Origin of the sequence: Paenibacillus koleovorans NBRC 103111 (assembly GCF_004000845.1) — a bacterium.
Taxonomy (GTDB): domain Bacteria; phylum Bacillota; class Bacilli; order Paenibacillales; family NBRC-103111; genus Paenibacillus_AA; species Paenibacillus_AA koleovorans.
Window position 1 is genome coordinate 1 of sequence record NZ_BIMA01000070.1, and the last position, 21822, is coordinate 21822.

Here is a 21822-nt window from a genome sequence, read left to right on the forward strand (position 1 = left end):
GCCGCGCCCGCCGGCGACGACGCTGCGCGCGCCGTCGGCGACACCGCCGAGCAGCGCGAGCAGCTTGCCCGCCGCTTCGCGCGCCGCCGGCGGCAGCTCCGCCGCGCGCGATGGCTGCAGCGCCTCGCGCAGCTGCGTCGACAGCTTATCCAGCTCCTGATGGAATGGAGCCCCGTGAATGACCTGCGCCAGCGCCCTTACCGTCCCCGCCGTCACCGGCAAATTGCGTTTCATCGCGACGATCGCCGCTTCCGTCCATTCGGCGCTGTTCGCGCCTTGCGGCATTTGCGCCACTACCGCCTGCAGCTGTTGAGCGTTCCCCCGCGTGAGAGGCACCCCGAACTGCTGCATCAGCTTCAGCAGCTCGCGCGAAGCGGGCTGATCCTTGAGCCCGACATTTTTCAGCACCTCGGTCAGTGTCGCCTCCGGGATCGGAGCGTCGCCGGACGTCATGGGCTTCAACACCACTTGCCCGCCTACCGAGTTCGGCTGGACTTGCATCAGCGTCACTTGACCTTGCTGCAGCGGAGCTTCCAGCTTCGCACGAACGTGCACGCCGTTGATGTTGACGAGCGCATCCGACTCCGAGAGGAGCTGCAGCACCATCCCTTTGACAACTTGACCAACCTTCAGCTCCAGCGATTTCGGCTCTCCCGCCTGCGTCTCGCCCATCAGCCCCCGGATCAGCTGTCCGATCTGCATGTTCATGGAAATCCCTCCGTTCCAGCGAACTAAACTTCTTTATCGTGTATATCGGTTTTCCCGGCGCCGTTCAGTACCCCGAAATTGTATAGCTTCGCCAAAATCCGCTAGAACAGCTCCTGCTGCACGTTCAAAATGTTGCCCAGGAACGATTTCCGATGCATCGGCGTCGCTCCGTATTCCACGATCGCCTCGCGATGAACTTTGGTTGCATACCCTTTATGTACCGCAATCCCGTACTCCGGAAACTCCAAATCCCAAAATCGGCACTGGCGGTCCCGCGTTACTTTGGCGACGATGGACGCTGCCGCAATCGACTGGCTTAGCGCATCTCCATGGATGACCGCCAGCTGCGCTATCGGACTGTCTACCTTCTCCGCATCGACCAGTAAATAGTCCGGCTGCACTTGCTCAGACGCCTGCTCCAGCGCCAGCTTCATCGCCCGTCTCGCCGCTTGCTTGATGTTGATCTGATCGATCGTAGCCGCATCCACATGACCGATGCCGACGGCAATTGCATGCTTCATAATCACCTCATATAGCTCTTCGCGCCGCTTCTCGCTCAGCTTCTTGGAATCGTCGACTCCTTCCAGCTCCAGCCCTTCCGGCAAAATAACGGCCGCAGCCACAACATCGCCGAACAAACAACCGCGCCCGACTTCGTCAATGCCCGCAATTTGCCGAATGCCGCGTTCCCACAGCCCTTTTTCGTACTCCAGCATATGTAAACGTTCCCCGATTCTGCACTAATTCCCCCAAGGGGTATCCTCTCATTTTACCTCTATACCGCTAGTAAGGGAAGACGTTCACGCCCATGAAAAAAAGCACCGATCCAAGCGCTGTCCGCAGCAGATTGCTCTTCCCAAGAGCAATCGTCAACGAATCAACGCACCGAATCAGGTGCTTCCTGATTTTCCTACTTGCCCGTACTCGCCAGCATCGGGCGCTCCAGGCTAATACGGCCCAGCTTGCCGCCGCGAAGATCCCGGAGAATGAGCATCGAAGCTTTCTCAAGATTGACGCTGCCTCCGCTCTGCAAGCAGCCTCTACGACGGCCGATTTGCTCCATCACATCCACGATCGGATCGGATTCCATATCCGGCGAGTAAACCGGCACCGACTCCAGATCGAATCGTTCCTTCAGCTCGGATGGATATATCTCCAGCAAATACTTGATCGTATAAAACGCAACATCCTCGACACTCAGCAGCTGATCCTTGATCGAGCCGATGATCGCGAGCCGGTAGCCGACTTGCTGATCCTCGAACTTCGGCCACAGGATGCCCGGGGTATCAAGCAATTCCATCGAGCCGCCAGTCTTAATCCACTGCTGGCCTTTGGTGACGCCCGGCTTGTCTCCTGTAGCAGCGACGGCACGGCCGGCCATCCGGTTGATCAGCGTCGATTTGCCTACATTCGGAATCCCCACAATCAAGGCGCGAATGGCCCGCGGCTTCATCCCTTTGCGTATTTGCGCATCGATTTTTTCCTTCAGAATGAGCTTCGCCCGCTCCGGAATTTCTTTCATCTGAAATCCAGTCAAAGCATCGATCGGCAGCGCATCGATTCCCTTCTCGGCAAAATATTGCACCCATTCCTTCGTAATCGCCGGGTCGGCCAAATCCGCTTTGTTCAGCAGCACCATCCTCGGCTTTTGGAGCAAAATATCGTCGATCATCGGATTGCGGCTCGATAGCGGAATTCTCGCATCCAGCAGCTCGATCGCGATGTCGATCAGCTTGAGCTTCTCTTGTATTTGACGTTTCGCCCGAGTCATATGACCCGGGAACCATTGTATAGTCATCTTTCTCCTTCTGTCCGGTCCCGATGGACGCTACGTCCGAATCCTTAATGAATCCAGTGCAGCTCTCCTATGGGCCAGAAAATCAAATCGGCCCGTCCGACAACTTTGTCAAACGGAATGGCGTGAATGATCCGGCTATCGGAGCTGTTAGACCGGTTGTCACCCATCACGAATATAGACCCCTCCGGCACTACCGTCTCTTGATAATTTCTGTCATTATAATTTTTTCCTGCTTGATGAGCTTTATCCACTGCTTCCTTCAAGTAAGGCTCATCGAGCAATTGTCCGTTAATATACACGTTGTCACCTTGTACACGAATCGCTTCACCAGGCAGCGCAATAATGCGCTTAATGTAATCTTTATCCTCTGTTGCGTGGAAGACGACAACCTCTCCGCGCTTGGGCTCTCGAATATTGTACAATATTTTATTGACGATGATGCGTTCCTTATCCTGAAAATTCGGCTCCATCGACTCCCCGTCCACGATGAACGGAGCGAAAATGAACAGGCGGATCACATAGACAAGACCAAGTGCGATGAACAGCGCTTTCGCCCATTCCCACGCCTCATTCTTGGCTTTGCTCGGTTTGGCGCGTTTGGCCCCGGACTCGTCCCGTACCACGCCTTCCTCCAACTCGGCGGCTCCGCGCCGGCCGTCCAGCTCGTCATGCAGCGCCGCGTCCGGGTCTTCGGTTCGACTATCGCGATCTCGTTCTGAATGCTCGTATGCAGGCGGCTTCTCCTCGAGCGGCTCCGATCCGGGAGATGTCGGAGACTCCGGATTGCGCGGCTTGTTCGACTCGTTATCCATCACACACTCACCTTTCCCTTAAGCTCGCAACGCATTATGTACTTGAATCCAACTATAAGGAAAGCGGGCGACATCCGCAGCCCGCTTTCCCCGTATAGGACACGAAAGGAGACTTGCAAAACAAGCCCCCCGTCCGTCTCTTTATTATCGAATTTCTTTGATTCTGGCTGCTTTTCCGCGAAGTCCGCGCAAGTAGTACAGCTTGGCGCGACGCACTTTACCTCTGCGCGCTACCTCGATCTTCTCGATCTTAGGGGTGTGAAGCGGGAACGTTCTCTCAACGCCGACGCCGTACGATACTTTACGCACCGTGAACGTTTCGCTGATGCCGCCGCCGCGACGGGAAATGACAACACCCTCAAACACCTGGATCCGCTCGCGGGAACCCTCGATAACTTTTACATGTACTTTCAAAGTATCGCCGGGACGAAAGCTTGGAAGATCTTTGCGGAGTTGCTCTTGCGTAATTTGTTGAACAAGATTCATTGGGACTTCCTCCTTCCACTCAGGTGTTCGTACACGTTCCAGAAGCGACTGAATCGCTTCGTCATCACGGGCAGCGGACCACCGGACTCATCAAAACTGCAACAGATGAAATTTTACCACAATCGCTAGGCGTTTACAAGCCCCAGTTATTGCTGCTGCTGAGACGCTTGCCGTTCGCGTTCCAACCGATCCAACAGCTCTCTGTCTTGCTTGGATAGCTCCTGCCCTTCCAGCAAGTCCGGACGCCGCTTCCATGTGCGCTCCAGCGACTGCTGGCGGCGCCACTTCTCGATATTGGCATGGTGGCCGGAGATAAGCACATCGGGCACCGCCCAGCCGCGAAACTCAGCCGGTCGCGTGTACTGCGGGTACTCGAGCAGGCCGGTCGAGAATGAATCCGTGACGGCCGACTGCTCGTTGCCGAGCACGCCGGGCAGCAGCCGGACTACGCTGTCGATGATCGCCATCGCCGGAATTTCGCCGCCGGTGAGCACATAGTCGCCGATCGACACTTCATCCGTCACGAGGTGCTCGCGGATGCGCTCGTCGTAGCCTTCGTAGTGTCCGCAGATGAGGACGAGGTGCTTCTCGCCTGACAACTCCTCCGCGAACCGCTGATCGTACCGGCGGCCCTGCGGACAGAGCAGCAGCACGCGAGGCCTCGCGCCATCCTCAGGCGGCTCCAGTGCCTCGACGGCCCGAAAGATCGGATCCGGCTTGAGCACCATGCCGCCTCCCCCGCCGTACGGGTAATCATCGACCGTATTATGCTTGTTCTCGGCATAATCCCGGAAGTTGACCGCCTGCAGCCGGACGAGCTCCTTCTCCCTCGCTTTCCCGAGAATGCTCGCCTGGAACACCGATTCGAACATTTCCGGGAACAGCGTCAGCACGTCGATTCTCATCCGAGCAGTCCTTCCATCAAATGCACGGTCACTTGCTTCTCTTGGACATCGACGTTCAAGATAACCTCATCGATGACCGGGAGGAGCAGCGGCTTGCCGTTCGGACGGTCGACGACCCAGACGTGATTCGCCCCGGGGGACAAAATCTCGGAAATCGTACCAAGCTCCGCCCCCTCGTCGCTCACAACGCGGCAGCCGACGATCTCGTGGTAGTAATACTCGTCCTCTTCAAGGTCGGATAGCTGCTCTTCGTTGATCTTGAGCCGCCAGCCTTTATATTTCTCCACATCGTTGATATTGTCGTAAGACTTCAGCTTGATGATGTAGACGTTCTTATGTACACGCGCCGATTCCACTTCTACGGGGATCGTCGTCCGATCGCCTTCATCCGTCAGCGTCAACCGGCTTCCCTTGGCGAACCGCTCTTCGGGAAAATCGGTCTGCGGGACGATCTTCAGCTCACCGCGTATGCCATGGGTATTGGCGACAATGCCTACGTTGAACCATCGTTTGTTCATGGCAACCTCCGCCTAAATGTCAGAAAAAGGGCTAGGCGCATCTGCATGTTCCTAACCCTTCTCTGTTAAGTTTGTGTGTCCGGCCGGGTCTATATGCGCCTCGAATCGCCCTGTAATCAGGAAACGATTTCTAGCGAAACCCGCTTCGGTTCCTTGACTGCGGCCGAGGTGACGACGGTCCGAATCGCCTTCGCGATCCGGCCCTGCTTGCCTATGACTTTGCCCACGTCGGACGGGTGCACAGCCAACCGGTAAGTAATCTCGTCCTTCTCTTCCACTTCGCTCACGACAACATCTTCGGGATGATCCACCAAAGCCTTAGCCAAAACGGTGATAAGGTCCTTCATGACGATACCTCCGAATCAGAAAAATTACTTCTGGAGTTTGCTCTCGTGGAACTTAGTCATGATGCCGGCTTTGCTGAACAGGTTCCGCACGGTATCGGACGCTTGCGCGCCGGTTTGCAGCCACTTCAGAGCTTTCTCTTCATCCAGAGAAACAACTGCTGGTGTAGCAACCGGGTTGTATGTGCCGATTTCTTCGATAAACCGTCCGTCACGCGGAGAACGGGAATCGGATACGACTACGCGATAGAAAGGAGCTTTGTGAGCGCCCATACGCTTCAAACGAATACGAACTGCCATCTTGAAATTCACCTCCCTTGCAAAATGTCAAACGATTATCGCATGCCGATCAAGCCGACTTCGGTTAGCCGAAAGGAAACTTGAACCCTTTGCCGCCGCCGAGCTTGTTCTTCATGCCTTTCATACCGCCCTTCGGGCCTTTGGGACCCATCATGGACGAGAATTGCTTCATCATCTTGCGCATGTCGTCGAACTGCTTGATCAGCCGGTTCACTTCCTGCAGCGATGTTCCGCTGCCGCTTGCGATCCGTTTGCGGCGGCTGGCGTTCAAAATTTCCGGCTTCTGCTTCTCTTCCTTGGTCATCGACTTGACGATCGCCACAACGCGGCCCATCTGCTTGTCGTCGACCTTGAGATCCTTCATGCCCTTCATCTTGTTCGCGCCGGGCAGCATATCGAGCAGCTGGTCGATCGGTCCGAGCTTCTTCACCTGCTCCATCTGCTCGAGGAAATCCTCGAAGGTGAATTCGGCGGTGCGCATCTTGCGCTCCATCTCGGCCGCCTTCTCCTTGTCGATGTTCGTCTGCGCTTTCTCGATCAGGCTGAGCATATCGCCCATGCCGAGAATCCGAGAAGCCATCCGATCCGGGTAAAACGGCTCCAGCGCATCGATCTTCTCTCCGAGCGTGGCGAACTTGATCGGGCAGCCGGTGACGGCCTTGACCGATAATGCGGCACCGCCTCGAGTATCGCTGTCGAGCTTCGTCAGCACGACGCCGGTCAGCGTCAGCCGCTCGTTGAAGCTCTGCGCGACGTTCGCGGACTCTTGACCGGTCATGGCGTCGACCACAAGCAGAATCTCATCCGGCTCGGTCGTCTTCTGGATATTGCCGAGCTCATCCATCAGCTGCTCGTCGATGTGCAAGCGGCCGGCCGTATCGAGAATGACATAGTCGTTGCCGTTCGTCTTGGCATGCTCGACCGCCTGACGGGCGATCTCGACCGGGCTTGTCTGGTCGCCGAGCGTGAACACCGGCACCTTGAGCTGATCGCCGAGCACCTGCAGCTGCTTGATCGCCGCAGGCCGGTAAATGTCGCCCGCTACGAGCAGAGGCCGGTGGTTCTGTTTCTGGAGGAGCTTGGCGAGCTTGGCGGAGGAGGTCGTTTTCCCCGCCCCTTGCAAGCCGACCATCATGATCACCGTCGGCGGTTTGTTCGCGCGCGCGAGCTTGCTCTGCGTGCCGCCCATCAGCGCCGTCAGTTCCTTGTTCACGATGTCGATGACGAGCATCCCGGGGGTGAAGCTCTTGAGCACCTCTTGCCCGATCGCTTTCTCCTTCACCTTGGCCACGAACTCTTTGACGACCTTGAAGTTGACGTCGGCTTCCAGCAGAGCGAGCCGCACTTCGCGCATCGCTTCGGTGACATCGTCCTCCGTCAGCTTGCCCTTGTTGCGAAGCTTGCTGAATACGCTCTGCAGCCGGTTCGATAATCCTTCGAACGCCATATTCACACCCCCATTCCCTTCCGGGAATCTCACGGATCCATTCGAGATTCAATCTATGCTATATATACGTTGGACCAAGTCTTTGATTGCATTCTTCATTCGTTCCGAATCGCCTTCCAGCAGCGACTCGAGCTGCGAGATCAGCTTCCCGCGCTCCTCGTGCTTGGCGAGCAGCTCCAGCTTCGTCTCCAGCTCCTCAAGCGTAATCTCAGCCCGCTTGATATGCTCGTACACAGCCTGGCGGCTAATTTCGAACTCGCTTGCAATCTCGCCGAGCGAGAAATCCTCGTGGAAATAATAAGAAAGAAACGTGCGCTGCTTGTCGGTCAACAGCCGGCCGTAAAAGTCAAACAGCAAGTTGATGCGGTTCGTCTTGGCGAGCAGCCGTTCTTCGGACATCGGCGCTTCCTCCTAATACTCTGTCAAGGAAAATACCTTTACAACAAAATCAACTTCCCTATCATACTGAAAGTCGATGTCGATGTCAAGTAAAATACATTGACACGTTTCCCCGGTCTTATTCGGCTGATTGGTCCTGCCCTTCGCTCGAGGCAATCAATCCGGAGAACAAGGCATGCACAAACTGCTCGGAATCGAAGTCCTGCAGATCGTCCATCTTCTCGCCGAGTCCGACTAGCTTGACGGGCAAATCCAGCTCCTGGCGGATGGCGATGACGATGCCGCCCTTCGCCGTACTGTCGAGCTTCGTCAGAACAAGTCCGGTTACGCCGGTTTTCTCGCCGAACATCTTAGCTTGATTGAGCGCGTTTTGCCCGGTGTTCGCGTCGATGACGAGCAGTACCTCGTGCGGAGCTCCTGGGATTTCCCGGCCGATGACGCGGTAAATTTTATTCAGCTCGTCCATCAGGTTCGACTTCGTCTGCAGCCGGCCCGCCGTATCGCAGATCAGAATGTCCGCCTTGCGCGTCTTGGCCGCCTGGATCGCGTCGAACATCACGGCCGCCGGATCGGAGCCCGGCTGCTGCTTGATGACGTCGACGCCGACGCGTTTGCCCCAGATCTCGAGCTGATCGATGGCCGCGGCGCGGAACGTGTCCCCTGCAGCAAGCAGGACGTCCAACCCTTGCTGTTTGTAGCGGTGCGCCAGCTTGCCGATCGTCGTCGTCTTGCCTACGCCGTTCACGCCGACGACGAGAATGACTGTCAGTCCGCTCTCGGCGCGGGCGATGCCGGTGTTCTGCTCGCTCTTCAGCAGCCCGACCAGCTTCTCCGACAAGATCGGCTGCAGCTCCGCCGCCTGCTCGATCTTGCGCTTGCGCACTTCCGCGCGAAGCTCATCGATCAGCTTGACGACCGTGTTGATGCCGACATCGGCGCCGATCAATATTTCCTCGAGCTCCTCATAGAACTCCTCGTCGATTTTTTTGCGCCGCAGGATGAGATCCTCGACCCTTTCTACGAACGCGCTCCGCGTCTTGGACAGCCCTTCCTTGAACTTCTGCGTCACCGCTTCCGTTTTGCCGGCAATGCTGTCGACCAGCTTTTTGAAAAAGCTCATCTTGCTTATCCTCCGTCTCTATCGCAACTGTCTCATTTCTTAAGCGCTTATGGCGTCGTCTTCTTCCAGGCGGACACTGACGAGCTTGGAGACGCCGCCTTCCTCCATCGTAACGCCGTACAGCACATCCGCCGCTTCCATTGTTCCCTTACGGTGGGTGACGACGATGAACTGGGTCTCTGCCGCAAACTCCCGCAAGTAGTCGGCGAACCGGGTGACGTTCGCTTCATCCAGCGCCGCCTCGACTTCGTCGAGCACGCAGAACGGTACCGGCTTCACGCGCAGAATGGCGAACAGCAGCGCCATCGCCGTGAGCGCGCGCTCGCCGCCCGACAGCAGCTGCAGGTTTTGCAGCTTCTTGCCGGGAGGCTGGGCGACGATCTCGATGCCCGTATCGAGCAGCTGCGTCGGATCCGAGAGAATCAAGTCCGCGCGTCCGCCGCCGAACAGCTTGGCGAAGACGACGACGAATTGGGCGCGGATCGCTTCGAATGTCGCGCGGAAGCGCTTGGACATTTCCTCGTTCATCTCGCGGATGACCTGATACAGCGTCGTTTTCGCCTCAATCAGGTCCTGCTTCTGCCCAAAGAGGAAATCGTAACGCTCTTTCACCCGCTGGTATTCTTCGATTGCGCCGAGATTGACGTCGCCGAGCGATGCGATACGGCGTTTCAGCTCACGCACCTCGTTCTGCATGCCGATGATATCCTCCGGGACGGGATAGCGCTCCTTGGCCAGCTCGAAGCTCATCTCGTAATCTTCCGCCAGCTTCTTCAAGAGGCTCTCCAGCTCCACATCGAGCCGGTTGACGCGAATGTCGGTTTGGCGGATTTGATCCTCCACCTGCTTGAGCAGCGTCCGCTGCTCGCGGGTTTTGTTCTCCTCGCGCTCTAGGTGCTGCAGCCCGCTCGTCCGTTCCGCGCGCTTGAATTCGATCGCATCGGTCGATTGGTTCTTCTTCAGGCGGAGGTCATTCAGCTGCTCGATCTGGAGAACAGTTTGCTGCTCGTTCATGCGAATGTCCTCGTCTAGCTGAGCGAGCATCCGCTCGTTCGTAACGCATTCTCGCTGCAGATTCGCGAGATCCTCTTCGAACCGTTCGAGCTGCTCGTCCAACGACTGCTTCTCCTGCGTGCTCGATGCGATCTTGACCTTGAGCGTCGTCAGTTGGGTCTGAAGCTCCTCCTTGGCGGATTCCTTCGTCTTGCGCGACAGCTCGGCCTCGCGGATCGCTTGCTGCAGTGACACTTCCTGCGCCTCGGCTTCCACCAGCGCGACAACTGACTGCTCCCGCTTCTTGCTGAAATCAGCCTTCTCGCCTGCAAGCGAGCCCAAGTCCTGCGAATAGAGCGCGAGATGATCCTCGGCGTTCTTCAGCTCGCCCTGCAGCGCCTGCAGTCCGCTGCGGACGCGCTGCTCCTCGATGCGCAGCCGCTCGCTCTCCTCGCGGAGCGTCTCCAGCTCCTTGGAGCCGGTGTCCAGCTCGCGCCGCAGCCGCTCGTATTTGCCCCTAAGATCGGCAAGCTGGGCTTCGGACGTTTTCACTTCCTGCTCGAGCTCCTCGATCTGCCGTTGGCGGCTCAGCAGGCTCGTCGTCTTCTTCTGCAAGCTGCCGCCGGTCATCGAGCCGCCCGGGTTGACGACGTCGCCCTCAAGCGTGACGACCCTATAGCGGTACTGGCAACGCGCGGCGATTCGGTTCGCATCCTCCAGATTTTTGGAGACGATGACGTTACCGAGCAAGCTGCCCACAATGTTGCGGTACAAGTCGTCGTAACGGATCAAGTCTGCGGCGATGCCGATGTAGCCGTTCAGCTGCGACAGCCCGCCTCGCTCATGATCCGGCACCGAACGGCCGCGAATAACGTCGAGCGGCAGGAACGTGGCCCGTCCCAGCTGTCGCCGCTTCAGGAACGAAATCGCTTCACGGCCGAGCGCCTCGTTTTCCACGACGATGTTCTGCAAGGCGCCGCCAAGCGCTGTTTCGATCGCAATTTCGACTTCTGCGGGCACATGCACAAGCTCTGCTATGGCGCCATGAATCCCTCTTAAGCCGTCGTGCCGGTTTTTCGCCTTCAACACTTCTCGCACGCCATGCGCGAACCCGTCGTAATCGTTCTGCATCTCGCGCATCGTATCGCGTCGGGATGTAAGCGCGTCGATCTTCTGCTCCCACTTGCGCACTGTGCCGGTCAGCTCGGCGAGCAAATCCTGCTTCGCCTTCTGCTCCTGGCTAAGCGCGATGTAGCGGTTGCGCCCTGCATCGAGGCGCCCCGCCAATTGATCGGCCTCCGCCTCCATCGACTGCCGCTTCGCTCCCAGCTCCTGCGATTGCGTCGCCCATTTCGCCTCGTCCTCGCCCATCCGCTCCAGACGCCGTTCCAGCGATTCGACATGCTGGTCGGAGTAGCGGATTTCATTGCGGTACTGGGCCATCCGATTCAGCGTCTCGAGCAGCTCCGCCTTGAGCCGTTCCTCTTCGGCACTGCTCACCCCGCCTGCAACCCCAAGCAGCCGATCTTCCTCCGCCACCAGCGTCTCGGTCAGAGCTGCGATTTCTTGCTGCAAACGGCTCGTCTTCTCCCGGTAGCCGGCGTTCTCGGTTCGTTTCTCGTCCATGCGCGCTCGTTGCTGCCGGGTCGTCTGATCCAGCTGATAACGGTTGCGGGTCAAGTTGCTGTTTCGTTCCTTCAGCACCTCGCCCTGTCCCTCGCATTTCTCATACTCTTCGCTCAGCCGTAGAATCGTTTCGTGCAGCTGCTCGATCTCATCCTCCAGCTTGCGAATGGCGAGCCGGTCCTTCTCCAACTGGGCATCGTGCAGGCTTACGACTGCGTTCAGCTCCAGCTCGCGATTATGTAGCTCCTTCAGCTTGGCGCTTTCTTCGCTCCAAGTTTTGTGAATCGTTTCTATCTGGTGGACGTAGAGCGATACTTCGCCGACTTTCAGCTTTTCCTTCAGCTGCTTGTACTGCACCGCTTTTTCCGATTGGTCCTTCAGCGGGTCCAGCTGATCCTCCAGCTCCGACACGAGGTCGTGGATGCGCAGCAGGTTATGCTCCGTCTCGGCCAGCTTCTTCTCCGCTTCCTTCTTGCGCGACTTGTACTTGACGATGCCGGACGCTTCCTCGAAAATGCCGCGTCGATCCTCCGACCGGGTGCTTAGAATTTCCTCAATCCGGCCTTGTCCGATGATGGAATAGGCTTCTTTCCCGATTCCGGTGTCCATGAACAGCTCGGTGATGTCCCTCAGTCGGCAGGCTTGCTTGTTGATAAAATATTCGCTGTCTCCGCTTCTGTGGATGCGGCGCGTCACTGTCACCTCATGAAAGTCGAGCGAAAGCGCCTCGTCGCTATTATCCAGCGTCAAGGACACTTCGCCGTAGTTGACGGCTTTGCGCGAATCGCTGCCGGCGAAGATGATGTCCTCCATCTTGCCGCCGCGCAGCGACCTCGCGCTCTGCTCGCCGAGCACCCAGCGGATCGAGTCGGAGATATTGCTCTTGCCGCTTCCGTTTGGGCCGACGACCGCCGTGATGCCTTGCACAAACTCCAATTCGGTTTTGTCGGCGAACGATTTGAATCCCGCCAGCTCCAACCGCTTCAAATACATATTTTCACCCCAACACTTGGTCATGACCATAAATAGAGGCAATCGTGATGTTCCCAAACCTTTGCCAATGTTGCAAATGGTTACCCTTGATTATAGCACATCGGGGCCATACTCTGCTTAGAGGCTTAAGACGCACAAAAGAAGAGCAGATCGCTCTGCTCTTCTTCCCGGCTCTTACGTTATTCCCTCACGTTCAGCGCGGTCAGCGCCTGCGCGGCCGCCTGCTGCTCCGCTTCCTTCTTGGATCGGCCCGTGCCTTGACCGAGCACAACGCCATCCATGCGCACCTCGGAGACGAACTGGCGCTCATGCGCAGGCCCTTTCTCGTCCACGATCCGATACTCGAGCGTACCCATTGCGTGATGCTGTGTATGCTCCTGCAGCTGCGTCTTGTAATCCGTCATCGACAGCTTCGTCTCGACCTCCAGCTGGCTGAACACATGCTGCTGCAAAAACCGCCGCACTGCCTCCAGCCCTTGGTCGAGATATAGCGCGCCGATGAACGCTTCGAACACGTCGGCCAGCATCGCCGGACGGGAGCGGCCGCCGGTCAGCTCCTCCCCTTTGCCGAGGAACATGTAGGCGCCGAAGTTCAGCTTCTCCGCGAATCCCATCAGCGAAGGCTCGCAGACGATCGCCGCGCGAAGCTTGGTCAGCTCCCCCTCCGTACGGCCCGGGTGGCTGCGGAACAGAAACTCGGACACGCTGAGCTCCAGCACCGCATCGCCCAAGTATTCCAGCCGCTCGTTGTCCTCGAGACCGGCCGAACGCTGCTCGTTGACGTAGGAGGAATGGGTGAACGCCTGCTTCAGCAGCTGTTCCTTGCGAAACGGGACGTTCAGCTCTTTTTGTAGCTGCTGCAACTCTTTCAACCGATTCACCGCCTAAACTTGTTCGTTCTAGGTTCCGACAACCGGCGAATCTTTATGCCTCGTACTTCTTCAAGATAATCGTGGCGTTATGGCCGCCGAACCCGAACGAGTTCGACATCGCGATCTTGACGTTCGCTTCGCGGGCTACGTTCGGCACATAGTCGAGGTCGCATTCCGGATCCTGATCGACCAGGTTGATCGTCGGTGCAATCCGGCCGTACGTCAGCGTCAGACCGGAGATAACGGCCTCCACGCCACCGGCGGCGCCGAGCAAATGGCCGGTCATCGACTTCGTCGAGCTGACAGCCAGCTTGTAGGCATGATCGCCGAAGGCACTCTTAATCGCCGTCGTCTCCGAGCGGTCGCCTACCGGCGTCGATGTGCCGTGCGCGTTGATGTAGTCCACTTCCTCGGGCGCAATGCCGGCGTCCTTGAGCGCCTTCGCCATACAGCGAGCTGCACCCGCCGGATCCGGATCGGTCATATGGTATGCGTCGCCGCTCATCCCGTAGCCGATCACTTCGCCATAGATGCGGGCGCCGCGAGTCCGGGCATGCTCGAGCTCCTCGAGAATCAGAATGCCGGAGCCTTCGCCCATCACGAAGCCGTCGCGGCCCGTATCGAACGGACGACTCGCCTTGTCCGGCTCTTCGTTGCGGGTCGACATCGCCCGCAGCGCACAGAAGCCGGCCATCCCCGTAGGACGGATCGTCGCCTCGGCGCCGCCGCATATCATGACCTCGGCATCCCCGCGCTGGATCAGCTTGTACGAATCGCCGATCGAGTGGGTTCCCGTCGCACAGGCGGTTACCGCCGTGCTGTTCGGTCCCTTCGCGCCTGTCTGCATCGAAACTTGACCGGAAGCCATGTTCGCGATCATCATCGGGATGAAGAACGGGCTGACGCGCTTAGGCCCTTTCTCCAGCAGTACGTTGTGCTGGTCTTCCCAAGTGCCCAATCCGCCGATGCCGGAGCCGATATAGACGCCTGCCCGTTCCGGATCCATATCGGTTTCTATATTCAAATTCGCGTCCTTCAGCGCCGAATGACTTGCGGCAACGGCAAACTGAACGAAGCGGTCCATCTTTCTCGCTTCTTTGCGGTCCATGTAATTCTCGGGATTGAAATCCTTGATCTCGGCGGCGATTCTCGTCGGGTAGTCGCTTACATCAAACGCTTCGACCAGAGATACTCCGGATTTGCCGGCCATCAGATTGTTCCAAAACGTATCCAGTTCATGGCCGAGTGACGTCATGACGCCCATCCCCGTAATCACTACTCTTCGTTTCATTGTATTCCACCTCTCCGACACGAAACCTGAATTCTATTAGTGATCGCACGGTTCGACCCGTACGGGCTTATCGTTCATAGGCAAGACAATCAAGAGCCTCGTATAGGCGCCGGGTGCATAATGGAGAGAAGTCCCGTTGGTTCAACGGGACTGGACAAAAGGCCCTTCCGCAGCAGTCCATTCTCTTCGAAAACGCCGATCGGCGGCGCCCTGCGAGAAGGACGCGCCGACAGGCGTCTTCGAAAAAGGAATGCTCCTTAGGCTTGAGCCTTTATGTAATCAACAACTTCTCCCACTGAGGTAATTTTCTCGGCATCTTCGTCTGAAATTTCCAAATCAAACTCATCTTCCAATTCCATTACCAACTCAACTACGTCGAGAGAATCAGCACCTAAATCGTCTTTGAAGGACGCTTCGAGGGTCACTTCGCTTTCTTCAACCCCAAGGCGGTCCACTACAATCTTCTTAACTCGATCCAAAACATCGGACATCCGGTTCACCTCCTCTAGGGTATTATACGAGAATTGCTAGTAAAATGCCAGACCCGTCCCACACCGGCTCCGCGAGATTCTTATGCGAAAATCGGACGGGGGGCGAGGTGCGACAGGATACGCTACATGTACATGCCTCCGTCGACATGAAGCGTCTGGCCGGTCATGTAAACGGCCTCGTCGGACGCCAGGAAACGAACGACGCGCGCGATATCCTCCGGCTGGCCGAGACGGCTGAGCGGGATTTGCGACAGCAGCTGCGTCTGCATGTCCGGCGACAGCTTGTCGGTCATGTCCGTCACGATGTAGCCTGGCGCTACGGCGTTGACCGTAATATTGCGCGAGGCGAGCTCGCGAGCGGTAGACTTGGTCAAGCCGATAACGCCGGCTTTGGCGGCGACGTAGTTCGCCTGACCCGCGTTGCCCAGCACGCCTACAACCGAGGAGATGTTGATGATGCGACCGGAGCGCTGCTTCATCATCGGACGGGTAACCGCCTTGATGCAGTTAAAAACGCCCTTCAAGTTCGTATTAATAACTTGGTCAAACTCTTCCTCTTTCATTCGCATGATGAGGTTGTCGCGGGTTATGCCGGCATTGTTCACCAAGATGTCGAGCCGCTCGAACCGGTCGAGCACTTGCTTGACCATGTCCTCTACTTGCTCGGAAGAGGCGACGTCGGCTTTCACCTTGAACGCGCGGCGGCCCAGAGACTCGATATGCGCCACGACATCGGCGGCGGCTTGCTCGCTGCCCGCGTAGTTGACTGCCACATCGGCGCCTGCCTCCGCCAGCGCGATCGCGATCGCGCGGCCGATGCCGCGGGATGCGCCGGTCACCAGCGCCGTCTTGCCTTGCAACGATTGCGTAGCATTGCTCATCCTAATTCCTCCCTCTCTCTGAAGTTGAATTCTCGTTTAGACCGTAGCCGAATAGTCGGCCGCAAACTTGACGATCGCTTCCTCGTTATTCAACGTGAAGACGCGTACGGATTTGTCGATCTTCTTGATCAAGCCGCTGAGCACGGAGCCCGAGCCGATCTCCACGAACGTATCCACGCCTTGCGAGATCAGCCAGGCAACACTGTCTTCCCATAGTACCGGAGCGCAGACTTGCTCGACGAGCAGTCGGCGGATGTCGTCCGCCGCTTGAACCGGCTGCGCCGTAACGTTAGCGACTACAGGGATCCCAGCGTCGCGAAGCTCGATTCCGGCCAGCATACCGGCCAGCCGATCGGCCGCAGGCTTCATGAGCGACGAGTGGAACGGACCGCTCACCTCAAGCGGGATAACCCGCTTGGCGCCGGATTCCTTGCCGCGCTCGACGACGGCTTGTACACCGGCCGCCGAACCGGATACAACGATCTGGCCGGGGCAGTTCACGTTGGCCATCTCAACCGGCGTGCCCGCCGCCGAGATGTCGCGGCACAGCTTGTCCAGCTGCTCGCGCTCCGCGCCGAGTACGGCCGCCATCGCGCCGGTGCCGCCCGGCACCGCCTGCTCCATGAATTCGCCGCGCGCACGCACGGTGCGAACCGCATCCTCGAGCGAGAGCACGCCGGCTACGACAAGTGCGCTATACTCGCCAAGGCTGTGCCCGGCCACATAGTCCGGCTTCACGCCTTGGCTGCGGAATGTCTCGTACAGCGCGACACTCGCGGTCAGCAGCGCTGGCTGCGTATTGGCGGTTTTCTTCAGCTCGGAATCCGGTCCTTGAAAGGCGATCGTCGACAGCGAGAAGCCTAGCACCTCGTCCACCCGATCGAATACCGCCTTCGCCTCCGGATATTTCTCATAGACGTCCATTCCCATGCCTACCGCTTGCGCGCCTTGGCCCGGGAATACAAATGCGATTTTGCCCATCTTGTATCCATTCCCCTTTCCCATGTCGTTGAGCGTTCACCCGCTTCCCCGGTGTTCGTTCGTCGATTACCAGACGAGCACCGTCGCGCCCCAAGTCAAGCCGCCGCCGAAGCCGACGAGCAGCAGCGTGTCGCCCGGCTTGATCCGGCCTTCCTTGTTCGCTTCTGCAAGAGCGACCGGGATGGAAGCCGCCGACATGTTGCCGTACTTGTTCAAGTTGATCATGCACTTGTCTTCCGGCAGCGACAATCGCTCCAGCGACGACTGGATGATGCGGAAATTCGCCTGATGCGGCACGAGCAGGTCGATATCGGTTTTGTCGAGCCCCGCCTTGCGGAGCGCTTCTTCTCCGGCGCTGCCCATAATCTTGACGGCGAACTTGAACACTTCCTTGCCCGCCATGTAGATGAATTGCTTCTTGCTTTCCAGCACTTCCTGACTGATCGGATTGCGCGACCCGCCGCCGGCCGCCGTCAGAAGCGGTCCTCCGGAGCCGTCCGCGCCGAGCTCGAACGAGCGGAAGCCCCTGCCTTCTTCGACTTCGCCCAGTACGACAGCGCCTGCTCCGTCGCCGAACAGGATGCAAGTGTTGCGGTCGGTATAATCCGTTATTTTGGACAGGCATTCGGTGCCGACGACGAGCACATGCTTGTAAATGCCGGTCGCGATGAAATTCGCGGCATTGGCGAGCCCGTAGATGAAGCCCGAGCAAGCCGCCGACAAGTCGAACGCCGCTGCTTTCTTGGCCCCGAGCTTATCCTGCAATATGCAAGACGTCGAAGGAAACGCCATATCCGGCGTTATCGTCGCCACGATGATCAGATCCAGATCTTCGGCGGTTATTCCTGCGTTGGCGAGCGCCTCCACCGAGGCGTGGTAAGCCAAGTCGGACGAAGCCTGCTCCGCCGAGGCGATGCGCCGCTCCTTGATCCCTGTGCGCGTGACGATCCACTCGTCGTTCGTGTCCACCATCTTCTCCAGCTCCGCGTTGCTCAGGACGCGTTCGGGAACGTACATCCCCGTTCCCCAAATGCCAACCGGCTTCCCAATCATGTTCTACTCCTCTTTCTTCCCGCTGATTTCCGTTGCTATCATTTGAACCAGATGATTGCTGATCGCGATCCGAGCCTGGCGCACGCCGTTCTTGATCGCTTTGGCGTCCGAGGAGCCGTGGCTCTTCAGGACAAGCCCGTTGATTCCGAGCAGCGGAGCGGCTCCATGCTCGGAGTAGTCGAGCTTCTTCTTGAACCGCGACAGCCCGGGCTTCAGAATCGCCGCGGCGAGCTTGGACAGCGTCGACCGCGTAAACTCCGACTTCAATGCCGAGAAGATCGCCCCTGCCGTGCCTTCCATCGCCTTCAGCAGGATATTGCCGACGAAGCCGTCGCACACAATGACGTCGCAATCCGCGTTCAGCACGTCCCGCGCCTCCACATTGCCGATAAATTGAATCGGCGCCTGCTCCAGCAACGGGTAGGCGTGCTTCGTAAGCTCGTTGCCCTTCATCGCTTCGCTGCCTACATTGAGCAATGCTATGCGAGGCTTGGCTATTCCATGCACCTGCCGGCGATAGACGCTGCCCATAATCGCATATTGCAGCAAATTATCCGGCGTGGCGTCCATGTTCGCCCCCAGGTCGAGCGCAAGCACACCCTTGCCGTCCATCGTAGGCAGCATCGGCGCGAGCGCCGGGCGCTCGATGCCGGGGATGCGCCCCACGATCAGCAAGCCGGTCGTCATCAGCGCGCCGGTATTGCCCGCGGAGATCATCGCATCCGCCTGCCCTTCCCGTACGAGCCGTCCGGCCACGACCATGGACGCGTCCTTCTTGCGGCGCACCGCCTTGACCGGCTCTTCCTCCGGTCCGATCGCATCCGCCGCATGGTGCAGCGTGACGTTCGCCGGTAGCCGGCGCCCCGCGAGAAGCTGCTCCATGCGAGGCTGATCCCCTACTAGAACGAGCTGTACGTCACTCCATTCGGCAGCCGCGAGCAGCGCTCCCTCGACGACTACCTGCGGAGCGTGATCGCCACCCATGGCGTCAATTGCGATCCGCATGCGATCACTCCTCACCTGTCATTTCTTTGGCGAACCGGTAGATCAGGAAATTGCCCTGGAATACCATCTCTTCGCCCACGTATGTGAAAACTTCCACTTTGGCTTTCCCTTTTTGCCCGGAAATGGATCTGACATAAGCTTTGGCGATACATTTCTCCCATAACCGAACCGGTCGAATAAACCGAATGTCCGCGGAAGCGGTCAAAGCCTTCTCATTGTTGATGACCGCAATGGCGAGCGAGTTCGCCTGCGAGAAAATATGGTGGCCGCGCGCGATCTTCGTTCGGGAAAACACATGCTCCTCCCGGATCTCGAAAATCGAGATGCCGCTCTTGTCGAGCTGCAAATCGATGATATCCCCGATCACCTCATGGAGCGGCATTGACTGAATCTGGTCGTAAGACCGTTCGGCCATCAGCTTCATCCGTTCCCGCAGCTCCGGAATGCCGAGCTCCAGCCGGTCGAGCCGGATCGTCTGAATGCTGACCTTGAACTTCCGGGTCAGCTCCTCGTCGGTTACGAAAGGATTGTCTTCGATTTCTCGAGCCAGCTGCTGCTGGCGTTGACGCTTAGGCATCCGTTCGATGACGGCCACCTCCTCTTTCTCGAAGCGCACGGACATGCGTTGTCGGTATGTAGCAGCAACCTTTGTTACCAGGTACCAAATCAGTATATATAATTCCCTCCGAAAAGGAAAGGGCGGCCGTCCCGATTGCGCAAACAAAAAAGCACCCCACCGATTGTGAAGTGCTCTCCTGCGCACGAAATCTTATTGTTTTACGATTTCTCTGCCTTTGTAGGATCCGCAAACTTTGCAAACCCGGTGAGCCAGCTTCAGTTCACCGCAGTTGTCGCATTTAACCATACCCGGTACTACCAGCTTGAAATGCGTACGACGCTTGTCGCGGCGGGTTTTGGAAATTTTTCTAAAAGGAACTGCCATGATTCCCACCTCCTTAAACGAGTCTACTCTTGCTTCTTCTGTTTCTCAAAATATTGGGCGAGCACTTCCAACCGAGGATCGATTCGCGCTTCCGCAGGCTTAGCCGGATGAATGTTCAGGTTCAAGCCCGTCTCCGGGTCAAGTCCCTTGCAATCCTCCTCGCAAAGCGGAACATACGGAAGTCCGAGCTGCGCGGTCTCCTCGAAGAAAGGCATCAAGTCGATCTTGTCTTCGACGGCCAAGTGCATATGCTCATCCTCTTCATCCACCTGTTCCGCATCCTGGGTAAACCATTCCCGGAACGGCAGCTTCAGCGTCTGGCAATAGGACGTCAAGCAACGCGAGCAAACCATCTCGACCGGCAAAGTCAGCATGCCGGCAACCTCGACGAGCTCGGCTGCGGCTGCGGCATGAATCGCCGCCTGCAACGGCTCTGCATGTACAATATCCCGGCGTCCCGACGTCAGAAACGGCATCTCGATGCGTCCCGACCAATCGATCCGGCCGTTCTTGGCACACAAGTCACGGACATTCACTATCATAGTTACCTCACCCCAAACAAACAAAAGTAATTATATCGAGATTACGCCTATTTTGTCAACCGTTCGCAAACGCTTTTTCGCCCGAGCCGTCAAGAGGATTTTTCCGGCAATCCCGCCAAAACCTGCAACGCTTCCTCCAGCGAGCCGACCGGCACGACCTTCATTGCCGATTTGATCTGCTTGGCTTTGTCTGCGGCATCCGTATAATTCGCCACATCTCCGGCCAAGCCGCATTCGCCCGCCTTGCGGTCCTTCGGCGCGAAGAACAGCTCGGTGCCTTCCCGCTCGGCGGCGACGATCTTGTGCTGGATCCCGCCGATCGAGCATACGTTGCCGCTGGCGTCGATCGTGCCGGTGCCTGCGATTCGATAGCCTTTGCTCAGGTCGCCGACCGTCAGCTGGTTGTAGATCTCGAGCGAGAACATAAGACCTGCCGAAGGACCGCCGATTTCGCCGGCTTGAATCTCGACCTTCTTGTCCGCTTGATCCGGCACCGTAGAACGCAGATCGGCAGTCGTCACGCCGATGCCGGGCCGTGGTCCGGACTCGCCGCCCGGCGATGGGGACGGCGATGCGAGCCGGGCGGAAACGTCGGCCAAGACAATCGGGTACGTCAGCTCCTCGGCGCCGCGTTTCACAACCAAGCTGACCGTATCGCCGACCTTCTTGGCGGTCAAGATCGCCTGCAGCTCCTTAATGCCGCCGACGGCCAAGCCGTCCGCCTGGATGATCGTATCGCCCGGCTTCAGCACCTGGTCGGCAGGAAGTCCTTTTTTCGTCTCCGTCACATAGGCGCCCATGCTCTTGATCTGGAACGGAATGTTCGCTTTTTTGTAGGCGGCCTGGATGGCGCTGCTCTGCGATTCGAGCATAACGATTTCCTGGCGCTGCATGAACTGCTGCTCGGTCTGTCCGTGCAGGACGTCCCGCTTGCGTTGCACTTCCATGTTCGGATTCCAGATAGCTAACAAGTAGCCGAGGATGCTCGTTCGCGGAATCAAGGCGACCGTCGTCAGCATAAACGCGCCTTTTTCCTCGGTATCCGCCTGTACGACCTTGACCATCGGCTTGATGCTCTCTGCGGAGCCCGGCTGGTAAATGTAGTAAGGTACTTGAATGACGTACAAGCCGTATAGCACGACCAAGGTGACGCCGAACGACAGCAGGAAACCGCGCAATGCCCGGTCACGGTCTCCGGTCCGCCGGGCTCCCATTCTCCCGCCCGTATAGCCTTCATTCATTTTTCTTGTCCTCCTGGCGCCTGTCAGGCCGACCGCGCTTGGTCTAATCCGTGTTGCTCCCGCGTAAACTTGT

At 57.9% G+C, this 21822-nt stretch carries 24 protein-coding genes; all 24 read right to left on the reverse strand.

All coding sequences use genetic code 11. The features are described from left to right. On the reverse strand, positions 1–708 hold a 708-nt coding region (locus tag PKO02S_RS20685), incomplete at its 3' end, for a TP0910 N-terminal domain-containing protein (RefSeq protein ID WP_507763316.1). A 101-nt stretch (positions 709–809) separates the two neighbouring features. Further along, a complete protein-coding gene (gene rnhB / locus PKO02S_RS20690) occupies positions 810–1424 on the reverse strand; it encodes a ribonuclease HII (RefSeq protein WP_127585748.1) in 615 nt (204 codons plus the stop codon). A gap of 194 nt (positions 1425–1618) precedes the next feature. Then, on the reverse strand, positions 1619–2506 hold the full coding sequence (gene ylqF, locus PKO02S_RS20695) for a ribosome biogenesis GTPase YlqF (RefSeq protein ID WP_127585749.1): 888 nt from the start codon (positions 2504–2506) through the stop codon (positions 1619–1621). A 44-nt stretch (positions 2507–2550) separates the two neighbouring features. Then, positions 2551–3318, reverse strand: coding sequence for a signal peptidase I (gene lepB, locus PKO02S_RS20700; RefSeq protein ID WP_127585750.1), 768 nt, complete (start codon positions 3316–3318; stop codon positions 2551–2553). A 144-nt stretch (positions 3319–3462) separates the two neighbouring features. After that, positions 3463–3804 carry a 50S ribosomal protein L19 gene (rplS, locus tag PKO02S_RS20705; RefSeq protein WP_127585751.1) on the reverse strand — a complete coding sequence of 114 codons (342 nt, stop codon included), beginning with the start codon at positions 3802–3804 and terminating at the stop codon, positions 3463–3465. Between the two features lie 146 nt (positions 3805–3950). Next, positions 3951–4709 (reverse strand): tRNA (guanosine(37)-N1)-methyltransferase TrmD, encoded by a 759-nt coding sequence (trmD, locus tag PKO02S_RS20710; protein ID WP_127585752.1) that lies wholly within the window; start codon positions 4707–4709, stop codon positions 3951–3953. Continuing rightward, positions 4706–5227 (reverse strand): ribosome maturation factor RimM, encoded by a 522-nt coding sequence (gene rimM, locus PKO02S_RS20715; RefSeq protein WP_127585753.1) that lies wholly within the window; start codon positions 5225–5227, stop codon positions 4706–4708. The genes trmD and rimM overlap by 4 nt, the downstream gene beginning before the upstream one ends. Positions 5228–5343: 116 nt before the next feature. After that, a complete protein-coding gene (locus PKO02S_RS20720; protein ID WP_127585754.1) occupies positions 5344–5574 on the reverse strand; it encodes a KH domain-containing protein in 231 nt (76 codons plus the stop codon). Between the two features lie 24 nt (positions 5575–5598). Then, entirely contained in the window at positions 5599–5871 is a 273-nt protein-coding gene (gene rpsP, locus PKO02S_RS20725) for a 30S ribosomal protein S16 (protein ID WP_127585755.1), read from the reverse strand. A 64-nt stretch (positions 5872–5935) separates the two neighbouring features. Next, positions 5936–7318 carry a signal recognition particle protein gene (gene ffh / locus PKO02S_RS20730; RefSeq protein ID WP_127585756.1) on the reverse strand — a complete coding sequence of 461 codons (1383 nt, stop codon included), beginning with the start codon at positions 7316–7318 and terminating at the stop codon, positions 5936–5938. A gap of 48 nt (positions 7319–7366) precedes the next feature. Further along, a complete protein-coding gene (locus PKO02S_RS20735; protein ID WP_127585757.1) occupies positions 7367–7717 on the reverse strand; it encodes a putative DNA-binding protein in 351 nt (116 codons plus the stop codon). 118 nt (positions 7718–7835) lie between these two features. Beyond that, positions 7836–8837: a signal recognition particle-docking protein FtsY gene (ftsY, locus tag PKO02S_RS20740; RefSeq protein WP_127585758.1), complete on the reverse strand. Its 1002-nt coding sequence runs from the start codon at positions 8835–8837 to the stop codon at positions 7836–7838. Between the two features lie 39 nt (positions 8838–8876). Further along, positions 8877–12449, reverse strand: a complete 3573-nt coding sequence (gene smc / locus PKO02S_RS20745) for a chromosome segregation protein SMC (protein WP_127585759.1) — start codon at positions 12447–12449, stop codon at positions 8877–8879. Positions 12450–12628: 179 nt separating this feature from the next. Continuing rightward, complete coding sequence (gene rnc, locus PKO02S_RS20750) at positions 12629–13321, reverse strand: ribonuclease III (protein ID WP_373865225.1); 693 nt, start codon at positions 13319–13321, stop codon at positions 12629–12631. 52 nt (positions 13322–13373) lie between these two features. Next, positions 13374–14612, reverse strand: coding sequence for a beta-ketoacyl-ACP synthase II (gene fabF, locus PKO02S_RS20755; RefSeq protein WP_127585761.1), 1239 nt, complete (start codon positions 14610–14612; stop codon positions 13374–13376). Between the two features lie 257 nt (positions 14613–14869). Continuing rightward, positions 14870–15103 carry an acyl carrier protein gene (acpP, locus tag PKO02S_RS20760; protein WP_127585762.1) on the reverse strand — a complete coding sequence of 78 codons (234 nt, stop codon included), beginning with the start codon at positions 15101–15103 and terminating at the stop codon, positions 14870–14872. 122 nt (positions 15104–15225) lie between these two features. After that, entirely contained in the window at positions 15226–15984 is a 759-nt protein-coding gene (gene fabG, locus PKO02S_RS20765; RefSeq protein WP_127585763.1) for a 3-oxoacyl-[acyl-carrier-protein] reductase, read from the reverse strand. A gap of 36 nt (positions 15985–16020) precedes the next feature. Beyond that, positions 16021–16965, reverse strand: a complete 945-nt coding sequence (gene fabD / locus PKO02S_RS20770; RefSeq protein WP_127585764.1) for an ACP S-malonyltransferase — start codon at positions 16963–16965, stop codon at positions 16021–16023. Positions 16966–17031: 66 nt separating this feature from the next. Continuing rightward, a complete protein-coding gene (locus PKO02S_RS20775) occupies positions 17032–18018 on the reverse strand; it encodes a beta-ketoacyl-ACP synthase III (RefSeq protein ID WP_127585765.1) in 987 nt (328 codons plus the stop codon). 3 nt (positions 18019–18021) lie between these two features. Then, positions 18022–19023, reverse strand: a complete 1002-nt coding sequence (plsX, locus tag PKO02S_RS20780; RefSeq protein WP_127585766.1) for a phosphate acyltransferase PlsX — start codon at positions 19021–19023, stop codon at positions 18022–18024. Positions 19024–19027: 4 nt separating this feature from the next. Continuing rightward, positions 19028–19600 carry a transcription factor FapR gene (gene fapR, locus PKO02S_RS20785; RefSeq protein WP_127585767.1) on the reverse strand — a complete coding sequence of 191 codons (573 nt, stop codon included), beginning with the start codon at positions 19598–19600 and terminating at the stop codon, positions 19028–19030. 192 nt (positions 19601–19792) lie between these two features. Beyond that, complete coding sequence (gene rpmF / locus PKO02S_RS20790) at positions 19793–19966, reverse strand: 50S ribosomal protein L32 (protein ID WP_127585768.1); 174 nt, start codon at positions 19964–19966, stop codon at positions 19793–19795. 23 nt (positions 19967–19989) lie between these two features. Next, the gene (locus PKO02S_RS20795) at positions 19990–20508 is read right to left on the reverse strand and encodes a YceD family protein (protein ID WP_127585769.1); all 519 of its coding nucleotides are present in this window, start codon (positions 20506–20508) and stop codon (positions 19990–19992) included. An 89-nt stretch (positions 20509–20597) separates the two neighbouring features. Continuing rightward, positions 20598–21749, reverse strand: coding sequence for a YlbL family protein (locus PKO02S_RS20800; protein ID WP_127585770.1), 1152 nt, complete (start codon positions 21747–21749; stop codon positions 20598–20600). Between the last annotated feature and the right edge of the window lie 73 nt (positions 21750–21822).